Annotated in this window: 14 protein-coding genes, 1 pseudogene and 1 riboswitch; of the genes and pseudogenes, 9 read left to right on the top strand and 6 right to left on the bottom strand. The window is 40.0% G+C overall.

The annotated features are described in order from the left end of the window. Positions 1-108 precede the first annotated feature (108 nt). The gene (locus V7K41_RS18515; RefSeq protein WP_334850461.1) at positions 109-288 is read left to right on the top strand and encodes a hypothetical protein; all 180 of its coding nucleotides are present in this window, start codon (positions 109-111) and stop codon (positions 286-288) included. 743 nt (positions 289-1,031) lie between these two features. Here V7K41_RS18515 and ilvC read toward each other — a convergent pair. After that, on the bottom strand, positions 1,032-2,027 hold the full coding sequence (gene ilvC, locus V7K41_RS18510; protein WP_334850459.1) for a ketol-acid reductoisomerase: 996 nt from the start codon (positions 2,025-2,027) through the stop codon (positions 1,032-1,034). Positions 2,028-2,820: 793 nt separating this feature from the next. Here ilvC and V7K41_RS18505 point away from each other — a divergent pair. From V7K41_RS18505 to V7K41_RS18485, 5 genes are all read left to right on the top strand, one after another. Beyond that, the gene (locus V7K41_RS18505) at positions 2,821-3,453 is read left to right on the top strand and encodes a DUF1003 domain-containing protein (protein WP_334850458.1); all 633 of its coding nucleotides are present in this window, start codon (positions 2,821-2,823) and stop codon (positions 3,451-3,453) included. Between the two features lie 108 nt (positions 3,454-3,561). Then, positions 3,562-4,500 carry a DUF4349 domain-containing protein gene (locus tag V7K41_RS18500; protein WP_334850456.1) on the top strand — a complete coding sequence of 313 codons (939 nt, stop codon included), beginning with the start codon at positions 3,562-3,564 and terminating at the stop codon, positions 4,498-4,500. A 232-nt stretch (positions 4,501-4,732) separates the two neighbouring features. Continuing rightward, positions 4,733-6,091: an NAD(P)/FAD-dependent oxidoreductase gene (locus tag V7K41_RS18495; RefSeq protein WP_334850454.1), complete on the top strand. Its 1,359-nt coding sequence runs from the start codon at positions 4,733-4,735 to the stop codon at positions 6,089-6,091. 117 nt (positions 6,092-6,208) lie between these two features. Further along, the gene (locus V7K41_RS18490) at positions 6,209-7,444 is read left to right on the top strand and encodes an LL-diaminopimelate aminotransferase (RefSeq protein WP_334850452.1); all 1,236 of its coding nucleotides are present in this window, start codon (positions 6,209-6,211) and stop codon (positions 7,442-7,444) included. Between the two features lie 122 nt (positions 7,445-7,566). Further along, positions 7,567-8,205 (top strand): Uma2 family endonuclease, encoded by a 639-nt coding sequence (locus V7K41_RS18485; RefSeq protein WP_334850450.1) that lies wholly within the window; start codon positions 7,567-7,569, stop codon positions 8,203-8,205. Between the two features lie 212 nt (positions 8,206-8,417). On the opposite strand, the gene V7K41_RS18480 is transcribed toward V7K41_RS18485, so the two are convergent. The 4 genes from V7K41_RS18480 to V7K41_RS18465 form a co-directional block, all read right to left on the bottom strand. Then, positions 8,418-9,383 carry a helix-turn-helix transcriptional regulator gene (locus tag V7K41_RS18480; RefSeq protein WP_334850448.1) on the bottom strand — a complete coding sequence of 322 codons (966 nt, stop codon included), beginning with the start codon at positions 9,381-9,383 and terminating at the stop codon, positions 8,418-8,420. A gap of 168 nt (positions 9,384-9,551) precedes the next feature. Beyond that, complete coding sequence (locus V7K41_RS18475) at positions 9,552-9,848, bottom strand: hypothetical protein (RefSeq protein ID WP_334850447.1); 297 nt, start codon at positions 9,846-9,848, stop codon at positions 9,552-9,554. After that, positions 9,845-10,027: a hypothetical protein gene (locus V7K41_RS18470; RefSeq protein ID WP_334850445.1), complete on the bottom strand. Its 183-nt coding sequence runs from the start codon at positions 10,025-10,027 to the stop codon at positions 9,845-9,847. The genes V7K41_RS18475 and V7K41_RS18470 overlap by 4 nt, the downstream gene beginning before the upstream one ends. A gap of 164 nt (positions 10,028-10,191) precedes the next feature. Beyond that, the gene (locus tag V7K41_RS18465) at positions 10,192-11,532 is read right to left on the bottom strand and encodes a voltage-gated chloride channel family protein (protein ID WP_334850443.1); all 1,341 of its coding nucleotides are present in this window, start codon (positions 11,530-11,532) and stop codon (positions 10,192-10,194) included. A gap of 95 nt (positions 11,533-11,627) precedes the next feature. Further along, positions 11,628-11,714: riboswitch (Fluoride riboswitch) on the bottom strand. Positions 11,715-12,109: 395 nt separating this feature from the next. On the opposite strand from V7K41_RS18465, the pseudogene V7K41_RS18460 reads away from it, so the two are divergent. The 3 genes and pseudogenes from V7K41_RS18460 to V7K41_RS18450 all read left to right on the top strand — a co-directional run. Next, a pseudogene (locus tag V7K41_RS18460) lies at positions 12,110-12,568 on the top strand (M48 family metalloprotease); the annotation flags it as partial. Beyond that, positions 12,528-12,764, top strand: coding sequence for a type I restriction endonuclease (locus V7K41_RS18455; RefSeq protein WP_334850441.1), 237 nt, complete (start codon positions 12,528-12,530; stop codon positions 12,762-12,764). The pseudogene V7K41_RS18460 and the gene V7K41_RS18455, both read left to right, overlap by 41 nt. 65 nt (positions 12,765-12,829) lie before the next feature. Beyond that, positions 12,830-13,009 carry a hypothetical protein gene (locus V7K41_RS18450; RefSeq protein WP_334850439.1) on the top strand — a complete coding sequence of 60 codons (180 nt, stop codon included), beginning with the start codon at positions 12,830-12,832 and terminating at the stop codon, positions 13,007-13,009. Between the two features lie 204 nt (positions 13,010-13,213). Here V7K41_RS18450 and V7K41_RS18445 read toward each other — a convergent pair whose 3' ends face one another. Continuing rightward, positions 13,214-13,360, bottom strand: coding sequence for a hypothetical protein (locus tag V7K41_RS18445; RefSeq protein ID WP_334850438.1), 147 nt, complete (start codon positions 13,358-13,360; stop codon positions 13,214-13,216). Positions 13,361-13,412 lie beyond the last annotated feature (52 nt).

The raw sequence follows: 13,412 nt of genomic DNA, 5'->3' as shown, positions 1-13,412 counted from the left end.
GCTATCAAACTAGTAAGCTGTTACGCAAAGAAAATTGCACATTAACTAGTCAGGGTTGTCCTTTGTCAAAAGTTCTTTGTCCTTAGAAATACAAATGACTAATGACTAATGACTAATGACGATCTATACGGAGTTTGTGCAATATATAAGCGCATTAGCTTAATTCAAGGAGTTTGCCTCTGGTTTCTTTTCCCTTTACAAGTTTTGAGCGCTCTTAGCCAACTCACCCTCCGGGAAGTCGATCGAGCGTCTACAGATTTATCTCAATGTGCGGAGCCATTGCCATGATAGTTATCTGAATCATAGAATCCATTCTTCGTGCCAAAAAATAAGCACGAAAGCGTAAATATAACTGTTAATCCAGCTAGAATCAGCTTTACATCCATTTGTTTGCTGCCCTTTAATCAAAGACCTTCCTATATTAATTTAGTGCTTCCGCTATCAAACGGAATCACTAGAAAATCTTTACTATGTTTATATGGATTGGGCAATAGGTAAATTTACCACAATCAGTCAGATTGTAGAACCTTTTGGTCAAGCTGTCTATCCATCTAGATGTAAAGCAATATGACAAGGAGCAATCGTCTACAGCCCGTAAAAATCCTCATCTAAAATCTGCTCAATCGAAAAAAGACAAACGGTGGGATACTCACAGCGGGTTAGGCATTTCTCAGAATATGAATCAATTTCTGTCCACCGTTGCTTGTGCGGATCTCTATCTTGTCGTGAGAAAACATTAGGATTCAAATTCCGGGAACAAATGTTGCGTGATACTTATGGAGAGTATATTGCAGATTATCTCAAAACCTAAAGCAGATGATGTTTGGTAATGCATTTGTCTGTGCATTGAGTCTCTTGCAAAAATCAATTTTGCAAGAGGTCGGAAAACGGTTAAAGTAATTCGTAATTTGTAATTAAAGGGTAAGGGAAAATTTTATTATTTTCACCTTTCCCCCTTAACCTTTTCCCGACTTTTACAAGAAGTCTAAGCCATTGTTATGTTTAGACTAGTAAAGGCACAACTTCAGTGCTTAAGCCTTTTTCAACCAGCTAAACATAGCGCGTAAATCTTTACCAACTTCCTCAATTTTGTGTTCAGCTTCTTTGCGACGCATGGCGGTAAATCCTGGTTTACCAGATTGGTTTTCCAAAACAAATTCCCGCGCAAATTGCCCAGATTGAATTTCGCTGAGAATCTTCTGCATTTCAGCTTTGGTTTGTTCGGTGACAATCCGCGGGCCACGGGTATAATCGCCATATTCAGCCGTGTTAGAAATGCTGTCGCGCATTTTGGCTAAACCACCTTCTACAACCAAGTCTACAATCAGCTTAACTTCATGCAGACATTCAAAATAAGCCAATTCTGGTTGATAACCAGCTTCTACCAAAGTTTCAAATCCGGCTTTGATTAAAGCACTCAAACCACCGCACAATACTGCTTGTTCGCCAAATAAATCTGTTTCGGTTTCTTCACGGAAAGTCGTTTCGAGAACACCAGCGCGAGTACCACCAATACCTTTAGCATAAGACATGGCGCGATCGCGTGCTTGACCACTAGCATCTTGATAAACTGCAAACAACGCTGGTACGCCTTCCCCACTTTCATAAGTCCGGCGTACCAAATGCCCCGGCCCTTTTGGTGCTACCATCACCACATCTACATTAGCCGGTGGTACAACTTGCCCAAAGTGAATATTGAAGCCGTGGGCAAAAGCTAACACATTCCCTTCTTCTAGATTGGGTTCAATCTCGTTTTTGTAAATCGTTTTTTGAACTTCATCAGGTAACAAAATCATGATAAAGTCAGCAGCATTGGCAGCATCTGCAACATTCTTCACAGTTAACCCAGCTGCTTCAGCTTTTGCGACTGACTTACTACCCGGATATAGTCCCACAATCACATTCAAACCACTATCTTTGAGATTGAGAGCGTGGGCATGACCTTGGGAACCATAGCCGATAATAGCAATAGTTTTTCCAACCAAAAGGTCTAAATTGGCATCTTCGTCATAATACATCCGGGCCATAGAAGCATCTCCTGTCAGCAAGCATCGTCATTTATTGGCAGGCTTACGATTGTACCCCAAATTGAGTAACCACAGATGAACTCTGACCCGGATTTCTCACAATATTGCTCAAAGCGTTATAAAACCTAGATTCATAAGTTTCAGACTGCATGAAAATTTTTAGCCGTCAGAAATGTCCAAAAGTTACTCTGAGTAAAAGTTATGAATAAGGGACTGACAAATAAAAAAATACTCAACTACTTCTTGTAAGGTGGACACGCCCTTTGGCTATGGGCGGTGTCCACCTCACAAGATTGAATAATTTATTTGTTGGAAATTCCTAATGCGATCGCTAATTTTCAAATCGGGAATATATTCAAAAAACTGGACGTATACGGCAACGCAATAATTTAGTAGTCAATTTGACAGGTTGCGCGATAATTTACTTAAATTACCCAAAATCATCAGCACCGTCCCCCACAGTCATAATAGTGTTTCCCATCAGGTAAGCTTCGTTATTAAGGACTATTATTCGGAAGTTTTACCCTAGTATAATGTCACTAATATAGGGTTAGTAAAGCTGGTGATTCCTTGAGAGGCAAAGCATTCTAAGATGTTCGACCTAGCGAGAGTGCGATCCTGGTTGGCATGTCACCTTGAAACTTACCTGCGTTAACGGTTTCAGTAGACACTATAACCTTATTACCTCCAATTTTAGTTCAAACTTGATTGATTAATTAAGCATATAAGAGTTGAATTGCGGTTTAAATTGAGTTAGTAAATTGAAGTCATCATTAATCAAGTCAGACTACCAATGCTCTCCCAAGATAAACCAAATCCAAAAGATTCACCGCAAGGATCGTGCGAAACACGTCGTCAAAACATTCTGCCCACTGCCCCATTACCGGAATCTATTAGTAAAAATATTGAGACTATCATCGCATTGCACAGACGTTCTGAAAAAGACGTACCACAACACCAGCGGTTTGTAGAAACGGTAACTGCCTTTTTTGGTCGTCCTCTATTCCTGTATAGCATCCTGCTTGGGATTATTCTGTGGGTAACACCCAATGTGTTACCACGACGTTTGGGCATACCAAGATTTGATCCTCTTCCATTTCCTTGGTTACAATTTTCACTGACTGCGGGTTCATTGTTGGTGACAGCTGGGGTATTGATTAAACAAGAGCGACAAGAAAAGTTAGCAGAGCAACGGGCGCAGCTTAGTCTTCAACTTAACCTGCTCTCTGAGCAGAAAATCGCTAAACTCATCGATTTGCTTGAGGAATTACGCCAGGATATTCCTAATGTCAAAAATCGCTCTGACCGGGAGGCTGAAATGATGAAGTCCCCTACTGATCCGCACGCAATTATAGATGTATTAGAAGAGACTTTAGCATCCGAATTAGCAAGTTTCTCTCAGCAACAAACATCAATTGAAGAATAATTAGACTTTGGACAAAACTTTATCCCTGTTACATAAATCGCAACAATCCAGATTTTGAGTTTTTCTTCAGTAATACTGGGGTTAACTTCATCCATCTAGGGATAGATTATGTATACTTCGACTAAATTACCGCGTACATCTGCTTTATTTATAAGTGCGTTATTGGGAGGGGTGATTTTCACTAGTTGCGCCTCTTCCGAACAGACGGCAAATAAGTCTGCACCTCAATCTGCACCTCAAATTGTAGCCAATGACGCGGTAAATCCAGCATCTGCACCTGCTCGTGAAAACAGTATTTCTCAAAAGGCAGAAGCTGCACCAATAGCGCGTTCTCGTCCTCAACTCATCAAAAAGGCAGCAATCTCTTTGACTGTCAACTCTGTAGATCGGACTATTGATGCCGTTTCGCAAATTATCAATCAACAGCAAGGGGATTTAATCGGGTTGAAACAACAACAACCCAAAAACGATAACCCGCGTTACACAGCAACAATCCAATTGCGGATACCAGAGAATCGGCTAGAACCTACTCTAGAACAACTAGCTAAATTGGGCACTGTCGGTAGTCGTAATATCACTGCCGAAGATGTGGGCGATCGCCTGGTGGATTTTCAAGCCAGATTAACTAATTTGCAAAAAACTGAAGCCAATTTGCAAAAAATTATGGATCGGGCAGGTTCTGTTAGAGATGTGCTTAGTGTTGCCCAAGAACTGAGTAATGTCCGACAAACAATAGAACAAATTGATGCCCGACTCAAAAGCTTACAAAATCAAGTTGCTTATTCCACTATTACGCTCAACCTAGAAGCAGCAGTTTCTAGCACCAGTCCCCAACCTGCCTTGGGTTTGCAAGTTCAGGAAACTTGGAACAACTCTACCCATTCTTTGAGGGCATTTTCTGTTGGCTTACTCAAGCTGGGTATTTGGTTAATTGTTTACAGTCCCTATTTGTTAATTTTTGCTGCTCTTGTCTATGGCTTTAGCCGTTGGCGGCGAACTCATTCACCACGTTTGACACAAACACCAGAGTCAACTAGTTCTGACTAAACTTGTATAAATCTACATCTACCTTTGATAAATCTACACAGATAAAGAGGGATTGAAATATTCCAAACTCTTATTGTCTATACCTTTCACCTAAAAATTTTCTTTATCCTGTAGTCTTGATTACTTTAATACTTTTTTAAATGTAAAGAGCAATACAAAATATCTGATGACAATTTTGATACAAATTTGTTAAGAATAGTTACAATAGTCGGCGTACACGATAATATTTCTTATGGTAAATTCACTTGACAATAATCCACCCCATAAAGTAGTTATTGTTGGCGGTGGTTTTGGTGGACTTTATGCAGCAAAAACACTGGCCAAAGCGGCAGTAAACGTTACTCTGATTGATAAACGTAACTTTCATCTATTTCAACCCCTTTTATATCAAGTCGCCACAGGTGCGCTATCTCCCGCTGATATTTCTTCACCGTTGCGTTCTGTACTCAGCAGGAGCAAGAATACGAAAGTGCTGCTGGGAGAGGTGAATAATATCGATCCAGAAGCACAAAAAGTGATTGTGGGCGACGAAGCAATACTTTACGATACGTTAATTGTCGCCACAGGTGCGAAGCATTCCTACTTTGGCAAAGACAACTGGGAAGAATTCGCCCCAGGCTTGAAAACAGTAGAAGATGCTATAGAAATGCGTAGCCGGATTTTTTCGGCGTTTGAAGCCGCAGAAAAAGAAACCGATCCAGAAAAACGCCGCGCTTGGTTAACTTTTGTAATTGTGGGTGGTGGCCCAACTGGTGTAGAGTTAGCGGGCGCGATCGCAGAATTGGCAAATCAAACTCTCAAAGAAGATTTCCGCAACATCGACACATCAGAAGCCAAGATTTTGCTATTAGAAGGTTTGGAGCGGATTTTGCCACCCTTTGCACCAGAGTTATCACAAGAAGCGGAAGCATCTCTAAGACGCTTGGGTGTGGTTGTGCAGACAAAAACATTGGTAACAAATATTGAAAATGATATTGTTACCCTCAAACAAGGCGATGAAGTTAAAGAAATTGCCTCAAAAACGGTATTATGGGCAGCAGGTGTGAAAGCTTCCGCAATGGGAAAAGTCCTAGCAGAACGCACAGGTGCAGAATGCGATCGCGCTGGACGGATTATCGTTGAACCTGACTTGAGTATTAAGGGACATCCGAATATTTTTGTAGTTGGTGACTTAGCAAATTTTTCTCATCAAAATGGTAAACCGCTACCTGGTGTTGCACCTGTAGCGAAGCAAGAAGGTGAATATGTAGCAGAACTAGTCCAAAAGCGGCTTGTAGGTAGCAATTTGCCACCCTTTGCTTATACCGATTATGGTAGTTTGGCAATGATTGGGCACAATTCTGCTGTGGTCGATTTCGGCTTTATCAAGCTGAAAGGTTTCGTTGCATGGCTGTTTTGGCTATTTATTCACATCTACTTCTTAATTGAATTTAACAACAAATTAGTAGTAATGATTCAGTGGGCATGGAACTATTTCACCCGTAATCGTGGAGCAAGATTGATTACAGGACAAGAATCAATCACGCAGTTCGGAATTAGCGATCGCAACAGTTACACATCAGCCGATAATAAACAACCAGTAAATGTCTAAATTGGGAATTGGACATGGGGCATTGGGCATTAGTATAGTTATTCTCCCATTCCCCAGTCCCCAATCCCCAATCCCCGTAACGCAGTAAGCTGTTTGAGGGCGTTTTTTATATTTACTATGGCAACTATTAACGACAACTACCTGAAGTTGAAAGCGGGTTATCTGTTTCCAGAAATTGCTCGGCGGGTGAATGCCTTTGCAGAAGCGAACAGTAATGCTAAAATCATCCGGCTGGGCATTGGCGATGTTACCGAACCTCTGCCGGAGGCTTGCCGCACAGCGATGATTAAAGCTGTGGAAGAAATGGGCGATCGCAATACCTTCAAAGGCTATGGCCCAGAGCAAGGCTACGCTTGGTTGCGGGAAAAAATTGCTACTCAAGATTTCCAAGCACGGGGAGCCGAGATAGATGCCTCAGAAATCTTTATCTCCGACGGTTCCAAGTGCGACACAGGCAACATTCTCGAAATCTTTGGTCATGACAATCTAATTGCCGTTACTGACCCAGTTTACCCTGTGTATGTAGACACTAACGTTATGGTGGGAAATACTGGGGATGCCAACGATAAAGGCGAATTTGAGGGTTTAGTCTATCTGCCAATTACAGCTGATAACAACTTTACTGCTGAGATTCCCTCAAAGAAAGTCGATTTAATTTATCTCTGCTTTCCCAATAACCCCACTGGCGCAACTGCTACCAAAGAATATCTCAAAGCATGGGTGGACTATGCCAAAGCTAATAACTCGATTATTTTCTTTGATGCAGCCTACGAAGCTTACATTACCGATCCGTCGATTCCGCACTCAATTTATGAAATTGAAGGTGCAAGAGAAGTTGCGATCGAATTTCGTTCTTTCTCCAAGAATGCAGGTTTTACAGGAACCCGTTGCGCGTTAACTGTAGTCCCGAAGACACTCACAGCAAAAGCCGCCGATGGTTCCGATGTGGAACTGTGGAAACTATGGAATCGCCGCCAGTCTACCAAATTTAACGGCGTTTCTTACATCGTCCAACGGGGAGCCGAAGCGGTTTACTCTGAAGAAGGACAAGCACAAATCAAGGGATTGGTGAATTTCTATCTAGAGAATGCCAAAATTATCCGCGAGAAACTCACAGCCGCCGGATTATCAGTTTATGGTGGCGTGAATGCACCTTACGTCTGGGTGAAAACTCCTAATAATTTATCTAGTTGGGAATTCTTTGATAAGCTGCTGCAAACTGTCAACGTTGTCGGGACACCTGGTTCTGGCTTTGGTGCTGCGGGTGAAGGTTACTTCCGCATTTCGGCGTTTAACAGCCGGGAGAATGTGGAAGAGGCGATGAAACGGATTACCGAGAAGTTTAAGGTGTAGAGCGATCGCTTTTTGCCGCTTTTGTTAAACTCAATCTATTAATCTAAAGGTTACGGTGGGCTGTATTATCCACCGCAACCTGATAGATAATTATTGAGATACAGCTTACTTATATTTTGGTTATGACTGCTGCTATTCCCATTTTCAAACCTGTTAGCCAGATGCAGTTAGCACCTGGTAGCACAGTGACTATTCCAAATGTTAACTGGGAAGAATTTGAATCTATTTTAGAAGAATTGGGAGAAAAAAGAACTACACGAATTGCCTACAGCCAGAGTACTTTAGAAATTATGGCTCCTTTACCAGAACATGAAATTCCTAAAGATTTAATTTCTGATATTGTCAAAATATTGCTGAAGGCTAAAGGTATTAGATATCAACCTTTTGGTTCCACCACCTTTAAACGGCTTGGTGTTGCAGGAGTTGAACCTGATGCTTGCTTTTATATTCAGAATTATCAACAAATGATTGGTCGTCGCCGCTTGCAAGCTGATGATCCATCGCCAGATTTAGCGATTGAGATTGATGTCACATCAAAAACTACTCTTGATGCTTATCAAGCGATTGGAGTTCCAGAACTATGGGTTTACGATAGTGGGAGTCTCTCCATTTATTTGTTGAAAGATGGGAAATACATAAAATCTAATAGCAGTCCTAATTTTGAGGATATAGCTATTACTCAGATTATCCCTGCTGCTGTGGAACGTAGTTGGCAAGTAGGAAGTTTTCAAGCTTTGGAAGAATTGCAAGCGATGATTTAGTAAATGATCAAGTAATTAAGTGCAAACTTACTTACTTCACAGTAAAGCATATAAACAAATTGTACATAGTTATTCCTACATTTGGGTCTATAAATTTTGGTAAAATATGCATTAGCATTCCATCTGGTGGAAAGTGTGATGTTTACAACAAGCCGCTTTAGTCTACGCATTTCTATAAAAATTAGATAAATACCAGGTTATGTGGAAGTATGTCACTCTTTGACAGGGAGATAAGGAGAAATGTCTCTCAAATTCAAAAGTTCAGGTTCAGACGCGCAAGCTATCTGCCAAAATTTAATAGCAGGTACTTCAATTAGTGCTATATGTTCAAGATTCAGAAACATAGTGCTACCTTCCTCATCATACTCTTGTATAAATCTTGTACCTTGATGTGCCTCAGGATATATACTCGGATCTCCAGCAATATTTCGCAAAGTTTCTAAGTTTGAATAAAGGTCTTCATTTAAATAATGAAATGTTTGAGTTCCATCGAGCCAGTAGACTTTAAGGTAGCTAAATTCTTCCCATGAATCACAATTATCAGATTTTGCTTGTAACTCCTTTTCAATAGACTGAATTACCTTAGCTAAAGTCTCAGAAATATTAAATGTTGCAGCAATATCTTCAACAGTTGCATTTGGCTCATCAAGAATATCCCAATCAGTCAATACTCGATAAATTTCAGGATGGTAGAATATAGGAGATTCTTCTTTAGCATCAGTATATAAATCACATCTTTTTAAAGCTTTTAAATTAACAAAAATTATATAGTTATTCATTGTCTCAATATCCATCCACTGAAACTGATGGACTGGCTCATCTTCTGGCTTTTGTAAACACCAATAAACAGACTTTGCTGCCTGCTTATCAATTGGATAATCAAGTTCTTCTTGAAGTCCTTGGAGATTAAATTTTATACCTCCGAAATGATAAATTATATTTCTATCTGATTTAGCAAAAAATGAGCCAGGATAACTAGAACGCTTTTGTTTAGAGACTCCTATAATTTCGTCAATTGAGCAATTAAAAATAATTGCGAGGTCTTTCAGTGCCGCAGAGGGAATTTCCATTTTACCTTTTTCCCAAAGCTGAATTGTCTCTTGTGTTATTTTGAGCATTTCAGCTAGAGAAGCGTGAGACAAGTTTCGCTCTTTGAGTATTTGCCTTAGCTTATTCATGTATAAATTTTATCTCTAAATATTTTTTTAGTTGTCTGCTTCAAACTCGAAGTGGCTACACTCTTAGATTAAAAACAAAACTGCAGCAGCAGTACTGCTGTGGATACCAGTATCGTATAGTATAGCCTTGAATTAACTTATCCACAATTTTGGCATGAGCTATCGCCTTCATGTCGTGGTTGTCAACTTAGCATTTTGGGCAAATTTTGCAGAATTAGTTTCTAGCTCTGAATACATAGCAAATAACTCACTAAAAACCTCTTCCCCATTAATCTCTCCACTACTAACAAATCGTTCTACCTCAATCGAACCATCCTCAAAAAATTCTACTTCCCATCGTTCCCCAGCCACCGCCACATTCACCATAATTGTTTCATCCCGATGATGAGCTAAAGTATAACTAATTTTCTCTTGTTCTAATTGATTTAGAAAGGTAACTAGTTTGCCAAATCCATGATTCTTCATTTGTCAAACCTCTTATCGCTTAATAACTTGCGAACAACTTTAAAACCCGGTTGATTTACTTCTGCTCCCGCTTCAATCTCTTCCCATAACATTTCACAAAACTCATCCCAACTGGGCGATTCTTCCGGGAGTGGAGCCTGTTTTATACTACCCTTCTTGTACTTTACGATTTCAGACACCTTTTGCCCAGCAAATTTATGTACGATTTCCTCCTCTCTTTTTGATTGAGTGGCTACTTCCCTTTATACAATAGCGATCGCACATACATGACTACTCTGACTATGCGATGCCTACGGCAATAAACTACGCACTTTCCAAATTATCCATGAATTGCATCAAAAAACTACTCATGAGAATTACTTCTTCCTTGTTCGCTATCATCTGGTAAATCAATTTTTGGCTCAACTTTTGGTCGTCCATAATTAGCTAAAGTTTCCCTTTCTTCTAGATATACAGCAGAGTATTTACTCAACCCAATACGTTGTGAAGTATAAATTCCTGAATGACCTGAAAATAAATAGCTTACTACACAGCTAATACCAATAAATACCCCTGATTCCAGACCAAATAGTTCAACTCCCATTAAAGTAGATGCCAAAGGTGTATTTGCTGCACCTGCAAACACACCCACAAATCCCATTCCTGCTAATAGTGGTGCAGGTAATGCTAAAAGTAACGATAAAGCATTACCTAAAGTTGCACCAATAAAAAACAAAGGGGTAACTTCTCCTCCTTTAAAACCTGCTCCTAGAGTTAGAGCAGTCAGACCAAATTTTGCTGCAAAATCCCAAGGAGGTAGCTGAGTAAAGAAAGAATCAATGATAGTAGGGATACCAAGCCCAATATACTTGGTTGTTCCACTCAACCCAACAATTGCTGCTATCAGCGCACCACCTATCAAAGGACGCATTGGAGGATAAGATATCTTGGCTTTAAAGAAGTGACTAATTTTATGAGTTACTTGAGCAAAGAATCTCGCTACAATTCCAAAAATTGCACCTGCAATAATGGCAGAAATCAGCCCCCAAATTGTCAGCGTTGGTATCGAGGGAGCGTGTCGGTATGCAGTATGATGCAAACCCAATAACAAAGTTACTTGATTTCCAACGATCGCAGCAATTAAAGAAGGCAAAAGAGCATCATAATGAATTTTACCAATCGCTAAAACTTCCAAACCAAATATAGTTCCAGCTAGGGGAGTACCGAAAACTGAAGCGAATCCCCCACTGATACCTGCCGTTAACAAAATTCGCCGATTAGCCTCTTGAAAATGTAATATTTTAGTTAACTGGTCTGCTAGAGAAGCACCCATTTGTAATGCTGTACCTTCACGACCGGCTGAACCACCAAAAAAATGGGTAAGGTCTGTTCCTAGTAAAACAAGAGGAGCCATACGAAAAGGAATAACCTTTTTGGGGTTATGAATTTCTTCCAGTAAAAGATTATTTCCGGCTTCTACAGTCCGACCAAATTGATGATAAATCCAGCCACTCAAGAAGCCACCAAGAGGAAGCAAAGCGATAATCCATCGATGCGATTCCCGCCAATCAGTTGCCCATTCTAATGATGCTAAAAGAGATGCGGAGGCAGTTCCAGCAAGAATGCCAACTACAAAGGAAATGGGCAACCACTTAATTAGGTGGGGTAAGGCTATAAACGGTTCAGACTGACGAAAGTGTTTCATACCGTGACTCCTTGAGGTGCGATTTGTAGACTTACACTTTCTACAGGGGAGTCAGGTAATGCATTTAGCCAAGCCCTACTCTCCCGCAGTAAGTCAGGAAAGTAGGAGCCATCAGCCTTCCAATTATTAATTTAACCTGTACTGGAAAGGCGGTTTTGGCGAGCTCCATCGCCATAAATACTATTTAATTAATTCAACAATACCATTTTTGCTTTTGTATTGCTTTAAAAGTTTTACTATTTATTCCGCTGAGTTATCAGCAATTACACAGTAGCGATGCCTGTCTTGAAAAGTGACGCTCCTAAGAGTGGAGTTCCGCCTGCATCAACAATTCTTTTACAAATTTACTGCTAGAGATAGATGCATTTTTTATATATTAAAGATAAGCATATTTTTGAATAAACAAAGTATCAAAAACAACTAAATTATCATTGATAAAAGTTAAGTGGGAAAACCGTACTTATCTGATAGGTTTTCTGTACCATATATCTAAGTTTAGCTGGATACAATCAAAGCGTGGCTTATATTAATGCTGTTTTCTAGAAAATTTATACAGCATTAGCAGGAGAGCAAAAATATGACAAATCAATTGAAAACGGCTGCTTTGCTAGCTGCACTAAGTGGTCTTTTGATTGCAATTAGTTACTGGGTAATTGGCGGTTATAGTGGCTTGATTATCGGGATTGGCTTGGCAGCAGCAACCAACCTGTTTTCCTGGTATCAATCAGATAAAATTGCCCTAGCAGTATACCAGGCGCAACCCGTGAGTGAAAGGGAAGCACCAGGACTTTATCGGATGGTGCAGAGATTGAGCGATCGCGCTAACATTCCCATGCCTAAAGTTTATATCGTTCCCAGCCAAGGTGCTAACGCCTTCGCTACAGGGCGCGATCCAGAACACGCTGCTGTGGCTGTCACCGAAGGTATTCTAAATATATTGCCAGAGGATGAACTCGAAGGCGTTATCGCCCACGAGCTAACCCATATTATTAATCGTGACACTCTTACTCAAGCTGTTGCTGCTACTGTGGCTGGTTGGCATAAATGTCGAATATCAAACATCAGAAATAATTGTCTATGACCAAGTTCAATTAATTGATTTTACTAACCCAGATAATAACGACTGGCTGGTAGTCAATCAATTTACTGTTATTGAAAATAAAAAAGACCGCCGTCCTGATGTTGTGGTATTTATCAACGGTTTACCTTTGGGTGTAGCCAATATGGATTAGAAGCGCGAGTAATCACCAGTCAAGATGAAAGTGACACTTATATTGCTTACGGCTTTGCTAAACACTTGAGAAATGCTTTACCGAATACCTCATTTATTGGCTTTACTGGCACTCCCATAGAATCAACTGATATTAATACACCAGCAGTATTTGGTGACTATATTGATATTTACGATATCCAAAGAGCCGTTGAGGATGAAGCCACCGTTTTAAAAATAAAATCATCCATCTCTCCTATTAACTGAATCAAAATTCTAAATTCTTGATCAAGTTCATATTTTTTACGTAACATCAGATATCATTGAGCCTGCAACCCTGTACTAATCAAAAACATACTTAAGAACGATTAACTATTAAAATTTTCTCAAAAATAATTTACAAAAATTCATCTTTAATTGAGATTCATCATTTTTATTCCAAGAAGCTTGAAGAAGAGAAAATCCCGCTCGTCAATTTATTATTTTATAAGAGCGATCGCCTACAATGCACTCTCCGGCAATGGCATTCTGCCTACCGTCGGCGATCGCATCTGAGTTATTGTCCGAAACATCTGATAAGTAGCTAGGCGCAATTAAATATAAGACGCTCAAGGTCATATCCACCCTTTAAACTTCTAGCTTCCATGCCATCAATAATTGCTATAGCTAA

It is taken from the genome of Nostoc sp., from assembly GCF_036917415.1.
GTDB lineage: Bacteria > Cyanobacteriota > Cyanobacteriia > Cyanobacteriales > Nostocaceae > Nostoc.
The sequence above is the reverse complement of the archived record's forward strand: the minus strand, read 5'-3'. Positions and strand labels throughout refer to the sequence as shown.